Annotated in this window: 9 protein-coding genes; 3 read left to right on the forward strand and 6 right to left on the reverse strand. The window is 66.9% G+C overall.

The genetic code is table 11. From position 1 onward, the window contains the following. Positions 1-2: 2 nt before the first annotated feature. The 5 genes from hsaA to NP3_RS23645 are packed head-to-tail and all read right to left on the reverse strand — an operon-like array spanning position 3 to position 13,466. Positions 3-1,250 (reverse strand): 3-hydroxy-9,10-secoandrosta-1,3,5(10)-triene-9,17-dione monooxygenase oxygenase subunit, encoded by a 1,248-nt coding sequence (gene hsaA, locus NP3_RS23625; protein ID WP_063043785.1) that lies wholly within the window; start codon positions 1,248-1,250, stop codon positions 3-5. Beyond that, positions 1,247-1,996, reverse strand: a complete 750-nt coding sequence (locus NP3_RS23630) for a class I SAM-dependent methyltransferase (RefSeq protein WP_169814557.1) — start codon at positions 1,994-1,996, stop codon at positions 1,247-1,249. The genes hsaA and NP3_RS23630 overlap by 4 nt, the downstream gene beginning before the upstream one ends. After that, on the reverse strand, positions 1,989-9,170 hold the full coding sequence (locus tag NP3_RS23635; protein ID WP_063043787.1) for a type I polyketide synthase: 7,182 nt from the start codon (positions 9,168-9,170) through the stop codon (positions 1,989-1,991). The genes NP3_RS23630 and NP3_RS23635 overlap by 8 nt, the downstream gene beginning before the upstream one ends. Continuing rightward, entirely contained in the window at positions 9,170-9,664 is a 495-nt protein-coding gene (locus NP3_RS23640; RefSeq protein ID WP_063043788.1) for an OsmC family protein, read from the reverse strand. Before NP3_RS23640 ends, NP3_RS23635 begins: the two co-directional genes overlap by 1 nt. Beyond that, positions 9,651-13,466, reverse strand: coding sequence for a non-ribosomal peptide synthetase (locus tag NP3_RS23645; protein ID WP_281197485.1), 3,816 nt, complete (start codon positions 13,464-13,466; stop codon positions 9,651-9,653). Before NP3_RS23645 ends, NP3_RS23640 begins: the two co-directional genes overlap by 14 nt. Before the next feature lie 164 nt (positions 13,467-13,630). On the opposite strand from NP3_RS23645, the gene NP3_RS23650 reads away from it, so the two are divergent. Then, entirely contained in the window at positions 13,631-14,716 is a 1,086-nt protein-coding gene (locus tag NP3_RS23650) for an aldo/keto reductase (RefSeq protein WP_063043804.1), read from the forward strand. Positions 14,717-14,867: 151 nt separating this feature from the next. Continuing rightward, on the forward strand, positions 14,868-15,398 hold the full coding sequence (locus NP3_RS23655; RefSeq protein WP_063043790.1) for a class I SAM-dependent methyltransferase: 531 nt from the start codon (positions 14,868-14,870) through the stop codon (positions 15,396-15,398). 302 nt (positions 15,399-15,700) lie between these two features. On the opposite strand, the gene NP3_RS46985 is transcribed toward NP3_RS23655, so the two are convergent. After that, complete coding sequence (locus tag NP3_RS46985) at positions 15,701-16,000, reverse strand: hypothetical protein (protein ID WP_084508866.1); 300 nt, start codon at positions 15,998-16,000, stop codon at positions 15,701-15,703. A 318-nt stretch (positions 16,001-16,318) separates the two neighbouring features. Between NP3_RS46985 and phoU the strand changes: the two genes are divergently transcribed. Beyond that, positions 16,319-16,993: a phosphate signaling complex protein PhoU gene (gene phoU / locus NP3_RS23665; protein ID WP_063043792.1), complete on the forward strand. Its 675-nt coding sequence runs from the start codon at positions 16,319-16,321 to the stop codon at positions 16,991-16,993. The last annotated feature ends 142 nt before the right edge of the window (positions 16,994-17,135 follow it).

Genomic DNA, 17,135 nt, shown 5'->3' on the forward strand with positions numbered 1-17,135 from the left:
GGTCACGACTTCTCTTCTCGAGTATCGGAGGAAACCGAATCTGTGGTCGGCGTGGTCAATTCGGCCGCTCCGAACATCCGCAGGGCGCGTTCGGGGTCATTGGCGGCATGTGCCCGTCCGGCGTGGGCATCGCGCCAGAACCGCTGGATCGCGGTGCCGGCCCGTAGTGCGCGGCCGCCGGAATTCTCGAAGAGCCGGTCCACCGCGAAGATCGCCCGCTCGGTGCCGCGAACTTGGTCGCGGCGCACTCGTAGCCGGTCGAGGGCGGTGATCGGCGCACCCGTTTCGGCACGGTCGTAGAGGGTGCTGATGTTGTGGGTCAGTTGCAGCCATGCGGCGTCGATTTCGCTGGCGGCCTCGGCGATGCGCACCAGCGCGGCCGGATCGTCCTGGAAGGGCGTTCCGGTGAAGCCGCTGTCCTTGGTCGCATCACCGGGCAGCGCCACCCGCACGCGGGTGCGCTGATGTTCGATGTGTGCCGCGTATGCTCCGCGCGCCATCCCGATGATGGGTGCGGTGATCGCGCTGGTGTGGATCGAACCGAACGGAATCCGGTACAGCGGACCGTCATTCACGGCGTGGCCGGGAGCCACGCACTTGGCCACCGCGCCCGAACTCAGCACGCGATGTGCGGGCACGAACACATCCTCGACAATGAGGTCATTGCTCCCGGTACCGCGCAGACCGATCGCATCCCAGACATCCTCGATCGCGTAATCACCAAGGGGTACCAGGACGGTGCAGGTATCGACCGCCGTACCGTCCTCGACGATGCGCGCGCCCAGTAGCGCCCAGGTCGTGTGATCGCAGCCCGAGGCGAAACCCCAACGGCCACTGAGTCGGTAGCCACCCTCGACTGGAGTCGCGGTGCCGGTGAGGGCGTATGAGGAGCAGATACGGGTGTCGCGATCTTCACCCCACACCTCGTCTTGGGCGCTGACGTCGAAAAGCGCGACATTCCATGGCGGTACGCCGAGTACGGACGCCACCCAGCCGGTGGAGCCGCAAGCGCTGGCCAGCCGCGCCACCGCGGTGTAGAAGGTGACCGGATCGGTTTCGTAGCCACCGTAGCGCTTCGGTTGCAGCAGCTTGAACAAACCCGATTCCTGCAGTTCCGTCATGGATTTCGCAGGAATGCGGCGGGCGTCCTCGGTCTGCGCGGCGCGTTCGCGCAGTGCGGGCACCAGGTCTTCGACGGCGGCGAGCACCGCCTCGACACCCAGGCTGTGGATGCCATGGTCCACGGTCATTGTTCCTGCCTTTCCTTGACGAATCGCAGCAGTCCGGTCTCGTTGTCGGCCGAGGTGAGACAGAGGCCCGCGACGTGTGCTTCCGCCGCGAGCCGATCCGAGTCGGCGGGCCAGACGAGATGTTCGGCGACGGTCTCCTGCAGCAGGAGTTGGTCGCGATAGACGCGGTAGGTCATGCGCCAGACCAGGGATTCAGTGTCGATAACCTGCGCCGTACTCCAGCCCTCGTAGCGCAGCTCACCGGCGTGGGTGCGGGTGTAGCGGCGCTCGGACACCGCCGTCACGCGCCCCGGCCGCTGTACCTCCACCACCGCGCTGGCCCCGGGGGCCAGGGCGGAGGCGATCGTCGACCACACCTTCGGTCGCGCGGCGGCATCGAAATGCCCGATCACGCCAAGGGCGACGACCGCCGCACATTTGCTCGGTAGTCCGGTGTCGAGAAATCCCTGCGGCAGCACCGTGATCCGCTCGCGCAGATCCTTGCGGGCGGCCAGCCGAGACATCAGCACAGCTCGCATCGCGGACGCCGGTTCGACCGCGACGAGTTTCGTCTCGGGCAGTGCGTCGGCGATCATGACGGTGGACAGTCCGGTGCCCGCGCCGATATCGACGATCGGGCCGAGCACGGTGTCGACGTCGTCGAGCAGTGCGGTGAGCGCCGGTTCGACCTGTGCGACATACGGTGTCGCCATCAGGTCGTAGAACTCGGCAGCCGCCGCGTAGGAGTCGTGACCAGGGTCAGCCATGGCGCTGCCCAACCTTCGTCCCCGCGCGTTCCAATGCCTGCGATACCAGCCGCGCGACGGCATCGACGGTGGGTTCGTGCAGGAGCGAATAGTGGTGCGCCGCGACCGTATGCGTGATGATCGTGCCGTCGGTGTAGTCCCGCCAGCCCAGATCCGGCAGATCCCGGCAATCGTCGACCCCCATCCCGACCCCGGAATTGCGCGGCGCGGGCAACTCCGCACGCACGATGAGCGTTTCCAGTCCGTCGTTGTCGAGGAATCCGGTGCTGTGTGCGCCGAGGGCGCGCAGGTGTCGTTCGAAGGTCGTCTCGCGCAATTGCCGGGTCGCGCGATCGCGTCCCGCGAGACCGGCCGCGGTCAGGCGTCGTGTTATCGCCTCGCGCAGTTGCTGTTCGGGCAATTCGGTATCGAGCGAGGCCGAGTCGAGGTCGATATCCAGGAACGCTTCCAGCGAACCGAGATACCGCGACCAGAATTCGCCAGCGTTGGTGGGGCGGATGCGGTCGGCGATATTGGCGTCGATCAAGGCCAGCACGGCGACGGTTTCGCCGGAATCTTGCAGGCGGCGTGCGACTTCGTGCGCGAGGATGCCGCCCATCGACCAGCCACCGAGGCTGTAGGGCCCGGTGGGCTGCTGGGTGCGCAGCACCCCTTCGTAAATCCGAGCCAGCTCCGCGACGCTCTCCGGTCCCCGTGCACCTGCCAGCGCCGGATCCTGGATGCCGATGACGCGGCGATCAGTGCTGAGCTTGCGTGCCAATTCGGTGTAGCACAGCACATCCCCCCCGGTGGGATGCAGCAGGAACACCGGATTTCCGGTGCCGTCGCGCAGCGTGACCGCGCAATCGTCATACGCTGCGGCGACCTGTTGGACCTCGGCCGCGGCAGCGGTCGCGGCGAGCGTGGGATCGGCCAAGAATGCTCGGGGTGTGACGACCAGTCCGAGTTCGCCGCGCAGCCGATTCAGCATGCGGATGGCCAGGACCGAATCCCCGCCGATGGCAAAGAAATCCGTCGCCCGGTCGAATCGGGCGTCGTCGGGTTCGATATCGAGCATCCGTGCCCACAGCGCCGCGACCGCGTGTTCGGCGTCGGTGCCGAGCGGACCGCTGGCGGCGGCCCGTCCGGTCGTCGCGGCGGCGGTGGCGCTGCGTTCGGCAGCGGGCAATTCGACTGTGGCCGTCCAGGTTTCGGGCGCTTCGATGAGCGCGGCGATCTGGGCGCGAATATCGGCGAACAACGTGTCGAGCACGCCGGGGGAGAACAATTCGGCGACGGCGTCCAGGTTCACCACCACCGAGTCGTCCCAATCCCATTGGAAGACCTGCATATCCAAGGCCACCTGCGGGGTGCGCACACGCTGATAGAACTCGCTGACCCGCACGGTCTGCGGCGTGCCGCCGGGTGGATGCAGTCCGAGGGTGCTGTGGAACACGACCGGTGCCTGCGGTGCGGTATCGCGGCGACGGCGACCGAGTTCGCGCACGATCTCCACCCCGCTGACCTGTCCGTGGTCGAGCATTGCCGCGGTGGCGTCCTGCATGCGCCGGGCCGCATCGATGAACGGTGCCGGTGCGGGCAGATCGACATCGAGCAGCACCGTTGCGGCGTACGGGCCGATCGCGTGATCGAGATCCGCGGGCAGGTGCAGGCGGTTGAGATAGAGCACGTTGAGCAGGAACCGGCGGTGCCCGGCCAGCCTGGCCAGCGCGATCGCGTAGCAGGTGGCGAAGGCTGCGGTGGGGGTGATGCCGTACTCGGTGCAGCGGGTGCGCAGGGCCGTCATCTGCATGCCCGACACCCGCAGTTCGCGCCGGACCAGGGTGTCCGGGCGCACTTGATCGAACGGAGTGGCTAGGGGAAGGTTCGGCGCGGTGGGTAATTCGTCGAGCCGGTCCCACCACCAATCGCGTTGGGCCTGCCATTCCGGTTGTTGTCGTTGCCGGTTGATGGTTTCGACGTAGTCGCCGAAGTGCGCGGTCAGCGGCGGTAGCACCGTATTCGGCTCGTCGAGATAGGTGAACAGTTCGGTGAACATCAGCTGCACTGACCAGCCGTCGGCGACCAGCAGGCTGCACACGATATGCAGGCTGAGTTCGTCGCCAGGTAGTCGGATCGCGGTGATCCGGAACGGCCATGGGTCCATCGCGGGCCCGCTGCGCTGCATCTCGGCGCGGGTCTGGGCCAGCAATGCGTCGATAGCACCGACCTCGGCGCCCCGCCGATCGAGAGCGGTGATCGGCAGTACTGTCAGCCGCGGATCTGTTTCGTCGAGCACCTGCTGGGTGCCGTCGGGCAGGAATATCGCGCGCAGCATCGGTTGACGGCGGATCTGGCTGCGGACCGCGGATTCGACCTCGGTCGGGTCGATGCCGGAGAGCCGGAAATCGACATAGTTGTGGGCGGAGTCGTAGCTGAGCGCCCAACCATGCTGTTGACCGACCCAATACGCCTGCTGCAGTGGGGTGAGCCCGAATGCGGCGGTGGGGTCGTCCTGGTGCACCAGTTCGACGCTCGCCGCGGCGGGGGTATCGGCGCGGCGTTCGGCGATGAAGGCTACCAACTGGTCGAAGGTCAGATCGCCGACGAGATCGACTACCGGGACCGCGACACCGAGGCGCCCGCGCACCATGGTGGCCATCCGCACCGCTAGCACCGAATCACCGCCGAGTCCGACGAAGGTGGAATCGGCACGGACAGTGTCTGTTTCGAGGCCGAGCACCTGGGTCCAGATCGCCTCGATGGTGGCCGCTACATCCGCGCCCGGACTGGTCAGGCGCGGCCCGGCATCGGCTGTGGTCCAGATGCTCGGATCCGCGACGAGCTGGCGCAGCCAGGCCAGGTAGGCGGCGAAGGCGGTATCGGCGGCATCTGGATCGAGCACGGTTTCCAGGACGTCCCATTGCAATTGCAGTGCACCCGCGTGCGTGAACGCCTGATGGTCGAGCCAGACCTGTGGTGTCTGGCTGACGCCGTGCACCATCGGTCCGGCCCATTCCAGGTCCGGATCCGCGCCGACCAACTCGGCGACATCGAGTGCGCTGGTGAAGACCACCGGAAGCAGTTGCCGCTCACCGAATCTGGTGGACAGCTCGGCGAGCAGTTCCAGCGCGGAGTAGTCGCGGTGATCGATATCGTCGAACAGTCGCTGCTGGGTGCGTTTCACCCGGTCGGCGAACGATTCGGCACCGGTCCGCTCGACCTCGTGTGCGAGCAGCGTGGTGAAATCGCCGATCACGTCTTCGATTCCGGGCAGCGCGGACGGCCGGTCGATCAGCGTCAACATGACCGCGAACCGCTCGTCGCCGGACCAGGCCGCGAGTACATCGGCGTAGGCGGTGAGCAGGACCGCCGACGGTGTCACGCCGTGCTCGGCGGAAATCCGGCGCAGCGAGGTCCACTCGGTGGCGTCGAGTTGGCCGGAGCGGCGGGCGAACCAGGGCCGGGTCTGGGTGCGGGTGCGGGTCGGGAGTGCGGGCGGGCCGGGGATCAGGTCCATTCGCTGCTGCCAGTAGGCCACCGCGCGGCGGCGCGTGGGCGTGTCGAGGCGGGTCGCGGTGTGGGCGACGTAATCGGCGAATCGGGTCCGCACCGGGGGCAGGGTTGTCGTGGGGTCGTCGTAGAAGTGGCGCAGATCGCGATCCAGGACCAGGAAGCTGCCCGCATCGCAGATCAGGGCGTCGATTCCCAGGAACACGCGGGTCGTGGTGTCGTCGATCGTTGCTGCGCGCACGTCGAACAGCGGCCAGCGATCCGGGCGGTGTACCCGATGTGATAGCTGCCTGCGCAGGTCGGCGAGGGTGTCCTCGCGCTCGGCGGCGGGTAGATCGGTGAGGTCGTGGCGGCGGATCCGATAGTCGGGGACCGTGTCGAGCACCCGGTTGCGGCCGTCCTCGGTGATGACCGCGCGCAACATGTCGTGGCGTGCGATCAGCCGATGCCAGGCCTGCTGGTAGCGGTCGAGATCGAGGTCGGTGCAGTCGTATTCGAGATAGATGTGACAGGACACGTCGCTGAGGCCGAAGGCACCTGAACGGCCGACCCAGTAGGCGTGCTGGACGCGGGTGAGTGGGAATGGCTCGGCGGCAGTGTCTTCGATGATTTCAGGGGTGGGTGCCACCGATTCCGTCGAGGATGTCCGTCGCGACGACAGGAGTTTCGCGAAAGTGGCTACGGTCGGCTGCGCCAGCAGTTCGCGCAGTCTGATATCGGCCTGCTGCTGGTCGTTGAGCTGTTCGAGCATGCGCGTGGCCAGCATCGAGGTTCCGCCGAGGGCGAAGAAGTCGGCATCGGCGGCGGTCACCGGGGCACCGAGCAGTTCGCCCCACAGCGCCGCAACCAGTTGCTCGTCGGCGGTGGTGAATTCGATCGGGTTATCTCGATGAAGCCGAGTCACTCCGGATCGCGCCAGGTCACCGAGATGAATGGCATTGTCTGCCAAGGTATCCCGGTCTTTGCCGGGATGCGTGGGATCGTGGCCTCGAGCTTGGGACGGTGCGGCGCTGCTTTCAAGCAGTGCAGCCGAATGCCCATTGTTCGTGGCGGAATTCGATACCGAGGCAGGTGCTTGGGGCGGGTCGATCCAGGCCCTGCGCCGCTGGAACGGGAACCCGGGCAGGCGCACTCGCCGCCGACGGCTGTGCAGTGCCTCTGGTCGGAGAGCGGCTCCGGCGCACCACAATTGGCCGACCGCGGCCAAGAGCGCGGCCCGATCAGGCGATGAAGTCTCGGCCGCTTCGTCGGCATCTGCCAACGTGCTCAGCGTGGCGACCAATCCCGCCGGAGCATTGCGCCGCGCCAACGCCGCCAACGCATTCCCGGGTCCGACCTGAACGATCACGGTGGGTTGCGCACCGGCGGCAGCCTGGACGGCCGCCGCGAAACGCACGGGTTCACGCAGATGCCGCGCCCAGTGCTCGGCGTCGACGGTGCGCGTCGTCTGCCCGGTGAGTGTGCTGTAGAGCGGTATCGCGGCGGGCCGTGTCGGCACCGTCGTCGCCGCCTCGCGTACCGCCGCGACCGCGTCCGCCACAGCCGGGGAGTGCAGTGCGGCATCGATCCGCAGCTCGGCGGATCGAATCCCACTGCGGTTCAGCACGGTGGTGAGATCGCCGAGCGCCGCGGCGGGACCGGAGACGACACATGCGTCGGGCGCGTTGATCGCGGCAATGGTCAGGTCCGGATGATCGGCGAGCAGGTCGCCGAGCTCGGTTTCGCTGAGCTCCACCGCGAGCATCCCACCCGGCGCGGCCTCGGCCAAGGCGAGGGAACGCACCGCGGCCAGCCGTGCCGCATCGGCGAGATCCATCATTCCGGCCACGACCGCGGCCGCGTATTCGCCGAGGCTGTGCCCGAGCACACCGTCGGGTGCGATGCCGAACTCGCGCAACGTCATCGCGGTCGCCAGCGAAACCGCGAACAATGCGGGCTGGCCATAGCGCACGTCGTCGACGGAACTCTGGGGTGCCCGCCCGCTGACGATGTCACGGATATCGAAGTCGAGCAGCGGTCGCAGGGCATCCGCGCATTTGTCGATCGTGTCGGCGAAAACGGGTTCATCGCGGTGAAGCCCCGAACCCATTCCCGAAAACTGTGCCCCCGCACCGGGAAACGCGAAGACAATGTGCGGCCGCTGTACTGGTGGCCGCTGGGAGGCCACCTGCTGCGGCCCGTGTTCGGTCAGAATCGCCGCCGATCGCCACCCGCCGTCGGTGTGACGGCCGCGTAGCTGCGTGTAGGCGTAGTCGGCGCGGCTGTCGGCATCGATATGCGCTGCGGCGAGGTCGAGTTGCGCGCGGCAGCTCTGTTCACTGTGCCCGGAGAACAGCAGCAACTGGGCTCGGTCGTCCGGATCCGACTGCGGTGTATCGGTGGGGGCTTGCTCCAGCACGATGTGGCAGTTCGTCCCGCCGATTCCGAACGAACTGACCCCGGCGATTCTGGTGCCCTGGCGCCAGTCCGTGGTGTGGTTCACCACCGCGAAAAGTCCGCGGTGGCGGGCGAGTTCGGGATGGGCCGGGTCGGCGTGCAGCGTCGCCGGTATGCGGCCGTGGTGCAGCGCCAGGGTGGTCTTGATGAACGCGGCGATGCCCGCGGCCGTATTGGTGTGCCCGATATTGCTTTTCACCGAACCGATCGCGATCGGCTCCGGCGCGGCGCGGTCGCCGAAGACCGCTGCCAGCGCTGCCAATTCGATCTGATCACCCAAAGCTGTCGCGGTGCCGTGTGCCTCGATGAGACCGACCTCGTCGGGTTCGACATCGGCGGCGGCCAGCGCCTCGGCGACGACCCGAGCCTGTCCGGTCGCCGATGGCGCGGTGAATCCCGCCTTCCCCGCGCCGTCGTGGTTCACCGCGCTGCCGCGCAGCACCGCGTAGATCGGATCACCGTCGGCCATGGCGTCTTCCAGCCGACGCAACAGCACAATGCCGACGCCTTGGCTGTGCACCATGCCCGACGCCTCGGCCCCGAAGGCTCGGGTGTGCCCGTCGGCGGCGAAGATGGCGTCCGGTACGTGCAGGTAGCCGTGCCCTTGCGGCACAATGAGCGAAACACCGCCCGCGAGTGCGGCATCGCACTCACCGTTGCCCAATGACTGGGCGGCTGTGTGCACGGCGACCAGCGAGGTGGCGCAGGTGGCCTGCACCGCCATCACCGGTCCGGTCAGATCCAGCCGGTAGGCGATCTGCTGCGGGAAGTAGTCGGTGATCGAACCCATCGTCGCCTGCAGATACCCGAGCGGGTCGAGGTGGGCGGTGTGTCGATAGCGAGCGAGGTTGTCGGCGAGGTAATCGCTGTGCGAGGCGCCGGTGAAGACGCCGACCGCGCCGAGTCCCGCCCCACCGGCATGGCCGGCGTCGCCGAGGGCGTTCCACGAGCACTCCAGCAGCAGGCGCAGCTGGGGGTCGAGCAGTTCGGCTTCACCGGCGGTGAAACCGAAGTGGTCCGGGTCGAAGCGATCCTGGTCATCGATGAGCCCGCCAACTGGCACGTAGTTGCGGTGTGCGCGCAGCTCGGCCGGTACGCCGCGCTCGGCCAGTTCGGTGTCGCTGAATCGGCTCAATCCCTCCCGGCCCGAGGCGAGCAGATCCCAGTAGGCAGCGAGGTCGGGGGCGCCGGGGAAGCGGCAGGCCATGCCGACGATCGCGATGGCGTCGAGGTCACTATTGGTCATCAGGCGATCTCCAATTCCGAATGCACCGGGGTCTTTCCGCGCGCGATCGCCAGGACCGGGCAGGATTGATCGACGAGGTGTTGAAGTTCTCGGTAGCGCCCCGGCGCGCTCGGGCCGCTGACCCGCGCTCGCAGCTGGATCGCGCCGACCTGTGGCGTCGTGTCGATGCCGAATACCGGGCCCATATCCAACTGGGCGCTGATATCGACGGTGAGTGAGTCGATTTCGATTCCCAGGCGGGCCGCGTGGAAGCGGTAGGTGACGATCTGGCAGGTGCCGAGGGCGGCGAGCGCGAGTCCGATCGGGTCCGGGCCCGCGTTACCGCCACCCGCCGCGACGGGTTCGTCTACCACCAGCGCGTGTCCGTTGATTCGGACGCTCACCTCGGTGGCCGTGCCCGGCCGGTGCTCGGTGTGGGCGGTGAAGCTTTGTCTGCGGTCGTCCCGGCGGCGCAGGATGGTTTGCAGCTGCGCTACGACATCAGTGAGCGGCATGCGATGCCTGCCTCGCTTTCGATCGATGGGCGCGCCGCCGCTTGCCGCGTTCGGCGGCGTCGGTGAGATTCGGTGCGGCCCGCAGTGATTCGTCTCGGTGATCGGCGTCGGATCCGTTGCTCTGCTGGGCGATCCAGACGGCGAGGCGGCGGACCGAACCGTGCCGGAACAGATCCGGCACGGTCAGTTCTGGTGCCAGCCGTCGCAGCCGGCGGTGTGCCCGGACCAGGGTCAACGACGTCGCGCCCAGGTCGTAGAAGGGTGTCGTCGGCGCTACCCCCGGTCCGAGGAGTTCGGTGAAGACCGCGGTGACGGCCTGTTCGATATCGGCGGGTGCCACCGGCTCATCGCCTGCGGGTTCATCGAAGCTCAGCATGAACTCGACCAGAGGTGCGGTAGCGGCTATTTCGGAGACCAACACGTCATGCGTGGCAGCCGCACCACGCAGCTGGTGTGTCCACTCGATGGCCGTCGAGTGAGCCGCACCGCTGTCGAGCTCACCCGGCTCCAGCCGCATCGTGAGCGTCAAACCGCGGCTGCGCGCCTGTCGCGCGGCCTCGACCAGCCATCCGGCATCCACCGCGCGCAGCAGATCGTCGGCGGCTGACCTATTGGTCTCGGAGGTGGCGATTCCATTGCGGCGGAAGGGGTTCGGTAGTCGTGAGGTATCGACCTTGCCGTTCGGTGTCAGTGGGATCGAGTCGAGCGGCACCCACCGCGACGGCACCATGTACTGCGGCAGGTGCCGGGCAGCGTAGGCGGCCAATTCATCCGACTCCGGAAGTGTGGCCCCGGCAACGAGATAGCCGACCAGCCGCGCCCGGTCGTCGGCCCCGGGCAGCACCGCGGCGACGCAGCGGCGCACGCCGGGATGGCGGGTGAGGACCGATTCGATCTCGCCCAGCTCGATCCGATGGCCGCGGATCTTGACCTGGCGGTCCACTCGGCCGAGGAATTCGATCGTACCGTCGGGTCGCCATCGCCCCAGATCTCCGGTGCGGTACAGGCGTTCGCCGAGGTGTTGATTCCACACGAATCGACGTTCGGTCTGTTCCGGGTCACCGACATAGCCGCGCGCCAGACCGGCGCCACCGATATTCAGCTCGCCGGGCACCCCGACCGGGCACGGTCGACCGTCCTCGTCCAGGATCAGGAAGAACTGATCGCGCAGCGCGCGACCGTAGGGAATGCTCGTCCACTCCGGTGCAACCTGGTCGATGGGGTAGTGGATCGACCAGATCGCGGCCTCGGTCGCGCCGCCGAGACTGATCACCCGCAGCCCGGGAACGAGCGCACGCAGGCGGTCGGGCAGGGAGATCGGTATCCAGTCACCGGAGAGCAGCATCAGCCGCAAAGAGCGCAGCTGGGCAGCCGCGGCGGGATCGGCCTCGGCGTATTCGACCAGCATTTCCGCGACCGCGGGCGCGGTATTCCACACCGTCACCTGATGTTCGGCGATCAGGTCACACCAGTGCCCGGGATCGCGCTGCCGGCCCGCCTCGGGCATGACGAGCGCGCCACCGACACCGAGCACACCGAACATGTCGTAGATGGACAGATCGAAACTCAACGCCGACAACGCCAGCACCCGATCATTCGAACCGATGCCGAACCGGTGATTGATGTCGTCGATGGTTACCCGCGCGGCGCGATGTTCGATCGCCACACCCTTGGGCGTACCGGTCGAACCCGAGGTGAAGATGATGTAGGCCAGCTCGTCCGGTTCACCACGATCCGGATCGACGGCCACGGTACCGCCGGCGTCCTTATCGATGCGATGCCCGATGACGTTGTGCGGCAATCGGTCCCGTGTCTGCGCGGTCACCACTGCGTGGGTGAGCTCGGCGCGCTCGCACACTGACGCGATGCGTGCCTCGGGCCACTCCGGCTCGATCGGTACGAAGGTCGCACCGGCCCACAGGACGGCGTACACCGCGACGATCTGTCCGGCCGACTTCGGCAGTACGACCGCTACCCGGTCGCCGGAACCGACACCGGCGGAGACCAAGTGGGCGGCGAGGGCCTGGGATCTCGCCAGCAGTTCGGCATGGGTCGTGGCACCGGCCGGACCCAAGATCGCCGGTGCGTCCGGTTGAGTCAGCGTGATCGCGTGCTGGGGATCGGTGAGCAGCGGTGCCGTGGCCGGATCGGGCCCGGACTCCATCGTCTCGAAGTAAGGATTCCACCCGAGATCGACGCTGTCCCAAGCACTGTCGCTATCGGCCAGCTTGTGTAGCAAGCGCACGTACGCCGCCAGCATCTGCCCGACGAATTCGCTCGGCAACACCTCCGTCACCGCATCCCAGGCGATCCGTAAACCACCGGCCTCGTCCCAAACGATATGGTCGAGCACAACCTGCGGGGTCTGTGAGACGCCGAACACCTCGGCACCGAGCCAGCCCGCCGCCGCGCCGCGCGCTCCGCCGAGGCCGACACCGCTGGTGAACACGACCGGATAGCGTGGCGTGAGCTCACCGGCCTGGGTGCGCTGCACTTCGACGCCGCTATAGGAGCGATGCTCCAGATCGGCCCAGAACCGGGTGTTGACCTGCGCGGCGAATTCAGCGAAGCCCGCCCAGGCGCCCAGTGCGGCTGCGGGCAGTTCGACCAGGGCGGTGGTAGTGAAGTCGCCGACCACATCCAGATGGTCGGCCGTATCGGGGCGATCGAAGAGCGTGGCGTTGAGACAGAACGGATCCGTTGCGCCCCAACGCGACAGTGTCAATCCGAACGCCGCGAGCAATACCGCCGTCGGGCTCAGCCCGCGCGCCGCCGCCCGCGTGGTCAGCGCCGACCATTTCTGAGAATCGAGTTCGGCGCCGTGCCGTGCGAATCTGGGTCGACGCACCTGCTCGGGTGCCACGGCATACGGCAGTCGGGGGCCGGACGGAAGCGTCGCCGCACGCGCCTGCCAGTATTCGCGGTCCTGTTCGCGGCGTTGCCCATCGGACTGCTTGCGCTCGCGCAGCAACCGCAGAAACGAAGCCGCCGGGGCGAGCGTTGCGGTGGGGTCCGCGACGAGCTCGCCCCACTGACGCATCAGCAGATTCCAGCTCGCCATATCCAGCACGATGATGTCGAATCCCACCAGCAGTCGCAGGTTCCCCTCGGGGAGCAGCACGGCGTGGATATCGAACAGCGGCCACACGGTGGTGTCGCGAACCTGATGTGACCGCTCCCGGCGCAACACATTCAGGGTGGACTCGACCTCGTCGGGGCGCATACGCAGATCGGTTACCTCGATGCGGTACCGCGGACCCGGCGGTTGGACGCGTTGGGTGCCGTCATCGGTGATGGTCGCGCGCAGCATCTCGTGGTGATCGACCAGCCGATTCCACGCGAGTTCGAGTGCTCGCACCTCCGCCACCGGATCCGCCGCGACGAATCGCGCCACGTCGCGCTCGAATTCGAAGTAATAGAAGGTGGCCACCCCACCCAACGGCATATCGGCTTCCCGTCCGACCCAGTACGAGGCCTGGATCGGGGTGAGCTCCTCTTCATCCGCCCGGCTCGATGCGGGCGCGTGTTCAGCCGTGCCGACCGATGATTCGGCCGCCGACCCGGCCTCCGCCGCTGTCGCACCCCGCTGCTCGACCTCTGCGGTCAACGATTCGAGGGTGGCGCCGACGAACAACTCCAGCGGAACCCGCACCCCGATCCGCTCCGCGAGCCGCAGATGTAGCCGGACCGCCAGGAACGAGTCCATCCCCAGTTCCTGCAACCTTCGAGTCGAAACCAATTCCCGCGGTTGCACTTTGAGTACCGTGCCGACACACCGTCGGACCTCGTCTGCTGCTGTCACAATCTCCAGCCCTTGCTCGACCAACCCGATACCGCTACGTTAACGATAATGATTATCAATATCAATCATTGGCGGTCGGCGGCCACGCGAGGTAGCGCCAGTGATGGGAAGGCTGGGGTCGCGACTGATTGTTCGGCCGACACTGCCAGGAGGGAACAGCTTTGGTGAATGACACGACGCGTCGCGGCCCAGACGCTCTCGACAGCTATCGCCTGCTCGGGCGGTCAGGGCTACGGGTATCGCCGCTATCGCTAGGAACCATGACCTTCGGCACCGACTGGGGCTGGGGATCGGACAAGCTCGAGGCCCGCCGGATATTCGACACCTACGTCGGACGCGGCGGCAACTTCATCGATACCGCGAATCAGTACACCAACGGCACCGCCGAGGAGTGGCTGGGCGAGTTCGCCGCTGCCGATCGCGAAACTCTGGTGCTGGCAACCAAATACAGTGCGATCCGACGGCTCACCGATCCGAATTCCGGTGGCAATCACCGCAAGAGCATGGTGGCCTCGGTCGAGGCGAGTCTGCGCCGACTGCGCACCGACTACCTCGACCTGCTGTATCTACACCTGTGGGACGGGCTGACGCCGCTGGATGAAATCGTGCGCGCCATGGATGATCTCGTCCGTGCGGGCAAAGTCCTCTACCTCGGCATCTCCGATACCCCCGCGTGGCAGATCGCGCGCATGCAAACGTTGGTGGAGCTACGCGGCTGGTCACCGCTGATCGCGTTGCAGATCGAATACAACCTCATCGAGCGCACCGGGGAACGCGAACTGATTCCCATGGCGCAGGAGCTCGGCCTCGGTGTAGTCCCCTGGTCCCCCTTGGCCAGTGGTGTGCTGACCGGCAAATACACCCGCGCCGATCTCGCCGACGCCACCGCGACAGGGGGATCGCGAAAGAGCATCGCGGTAGCCAATGACTCACTGACCGAACGCGGACTGGCGATCGCCGATGTCGTCGGTCGGGTCGCCGAGGAACTCGGGCACACACCCGCGCAGGTCGCACTGGCCTGGACGCTGCGCAACCCCGCCGTCACCGCACCCATCCTCGGAGCCCGCACCACACGGCAACTCGACGACAACCTCGGCGCATTGAGTGTGACCTTCGATGACCACCACCTGAAGCGGTTGCACCAGGCATCCGCGGTGGAACTCGGTTTCCCCCACGACTTCCTCGCCCGCCCGCTGGCCCGCAGCACCGTATTCGGTGACCTGCGCATCCGGGCCGACACGCCCACATGAGCCGCAGATAACCACGCGCACAAACAATTCTGGCGACTACGCCCAGAACAGGAAGGATGAGTGCTCGCCGATGCCGAACATCGCCGACGTACTGACAGACCGCATGCTGTCTCGTCCCAGAGGGCGAATCGCTCGCTTGTGGTGGCGGGATATGAAGGCCCACCACGAGATCTTTCGCGACACCTTGCGCGCATTGGAGCTTCAATCGACGGACAACCTACTCGAAATCGGCTGCGGCGGAGGCACCTTCGTAGGATGGGCGCTCGAGGCCGGCTGTCGCGCGACCGCCGTCGACCACAGCGCGGATATGGTCGCACTGACCACCGGCAACAATGCCGCCGCGGTGCGCGAGGGTCGCCTCGAGGTGGTCGAGGCGACAGCCGAGGCGCTACCCCTGCCCGATGAGCAATTCACCTGCGCGGCAATGACAAACGTCTTCTGCTTCCTCGACGCCCCCCGCGCGCTCACCGAACTGCGGCGGGTACTCGCACCGGGCGCGCGGATCGTCGTGCACACCGTCGCGCCGAATCCGCCCGCATCGGTCGTCCCGCCGCCGGTGGCCCGACGCATGCGCCTGTACTCCGACGACGACCTACGGGCACTGTTGCAGGACGCGGGGTTCACCGAGCCCAACCTCGCGCGGCTCGGCGCTGCATTCCAGCTCGTCACGGCCAGCCGCTAACCACCGAGATCGACCTGCGCAAGCGCAGGTCGCGTACTCGGTTTTGTCTGATCGTGTCATCGGTGCGGGAGATGGTGGGCGCACTCATCGCGGGTCACCGCGATTTCCGCTGAGGTCTTCGACGACCACAGGTCCCGCCCGGCGTATCCGAACGGGACGCTGCCGATTCACGAGCCCTGACCCGAATCGGGGCATTCCGGGTCGTCAAGGCCGCCGCGGCGAAATCTACTGTGGCTCTTATCGCGTCAGCGGCGTAGCCGGTGTTGGCCCGGGACCGATGTCGCGCTGGCGGGTCGTCGAACTCAGTGTTCGTCGTAGTGGTCGGCGTGCGCGGCGTGGCGATGGCCGTCGTGCACGTAATCGACGTGGTCGCCGTGCGGAATGGCGACATGCCCACAGCCCTCGCCGTGGACATGGTCATGGTTGTCGTGGGCGAGATGTGTTGGGGGTTCGCATTCGTCGTAGTGGCCATCGTGGGCGCGATGCACATGGCCGTCGTGCACATAGTCGACATGGTCGCCGTGGGGTACGGCGACGTGGCCGCAACCAGGGCCGTGGGTGTGTTCGTGGCTCGGATGTTCGGTGTGAGCGGCTGTTGTCATTGTGTTCCTCTCGTCTGTTGCGGCACTGAGGGGAATATCTATTTGTCGCATCATTATGTGCGCATGTCTGGTGTGTGCTGGCGAATTGCTGGATGTCGCGCTACCGGCGGCATGTCGAAGGGCGACTTCACGTGTCTGCTTCGGTTGAACTTTTCGGTTCTCGCAGTTGGTGACCTGCGAGACGCAGTTTCGGTCGTGCCGTCGTTACTCCTCCTCTGTTCGGATCTAGATTTCGGATTGTCTGGCGCGCCTTCTTCGTGGGCCTTGTGGTGAGACGGCTCGCTGGTGTCTGTGCTGGGCGGCGGGAGAAGATGAGGGATGCGGACTCGCTTCCACGAGAACCTGGTTCAGCTCGCCGACCGGTTGCAGGCGATGTGTCTGCGTGACCGTGCCGCCGTCGCCACCGCCACGAACGCACTGCTGCGCGCTGATGTGGAGCTGGCCGAGCAGGCGATCGACATCTGCCGCGAGCTCGACACCATGCGCGACGACTGCGAGCATGCCGCGATGACACTGCTGGCCTTGCAGGCGCCGGTCGCCAGTGAGCTGCGGCAGGTGGTCACCGCTATCCAGCTCGTCGGAGACCTCGTGCGGATGGGTACGCTCGCCGAGCACATCGCAGGCATTGCCCGGCGTCGGCATCCGGCTCACGCGGTCCCGGAACCGGTGCAGCCGGTCGTGGCCCGCATGGGTGCGGCCGCGATCGCCATGGCGACCAGCGCCGCCGCGGTGCTGGGTTCCGGGGATCCGCACGACGCCGCCCAACTCGACGGCCAGGACGACACGATGGATCGTCTGCATCACGATCTGCTGACCGCGGTGCTGGCCGAGGACTGGACCGGCGGAACGACCGCCGCGGTCGACCTGACCCTGCTGGGCCGCTATTACGAGCGATTCGCCGATCATGCCGTCCAGGTCGGACGCCGCACCATCTTCATGGCGACCGGTGAATCTCCAGACAATTGGCCCTCGCCTGGTCCGGCCGGTGAATAACTGGTCGATGCACACGTGCAGGTTTCATCGGAGTTGGATCTGTCGTCGCCGGTGCGGGCTGGGGTGTGAAGTAGGGCGAGGCGGCGTCGGCGCGCCCCTGTGCACCGGACTCAGGATCCGCAGGGGCAGGCAGTTCGCCCTC

It is taken from the genome of Nocardia pseudovaccinii NBRC 100343 (assembly GCF_001613225.1).
In the GTDB taxonomy this organism is placed as follows: Bacteria; Actinomycetota; Actinomycetes; order Mycobacteriales; family Mycobacteriaceae; genus Nocardia; species Nocardia pseudovaccinii.

Coding starts and splice junctions, on each gene's coding strand:
- hsaA (WP_063043785.1), bottom strand. CDS start 1,250: ATGACCGTGGACCATGGCATCCACAGCCTGGGTGTCGAGGCGGTGCTC.
- NP3_RS23630 (WP_169814557.1), bottom strand. CDS start 1,996: ATGGCTGACCCTGGTCACGACTCCTACGCGGCGGCTGCCGAGTTCTAC.
- NP3_RS23635 (WP_063043787.1), bottom strand. CDS start 9,170: ATGACCAATAGTGACCTCGACGCCATCGCGATCGTCGGCATGGCCTGC.
- NP3_RS23640 (WP_063043788.1), bottom strand. CDS start 9,664: ATGCCGCTCACTGATGTCGTAGCGCAGCTGCAAACCATCCTGCGCCGC.
- NP3_RS23655 (WP_063043790.1), top strand. CDS start 14,868: ATGAAGGCCCACCACGAGATCTTTCGCGACACCTTGCGCGCATTGGAG.
- NP3_RS46985 (WP_084508866.1), bottom strand. CDS start 16,000: ATGACAACAGCCGCTCACACCGAACATCCGAGCCACGAACACACCCAC.
- phoU (WP_063043792.1), top strand. CDS start 16,319: ATGCGGACTCGCTTCCACGAGAACCTGGTTCAGCTCGCCGACCGGTTG.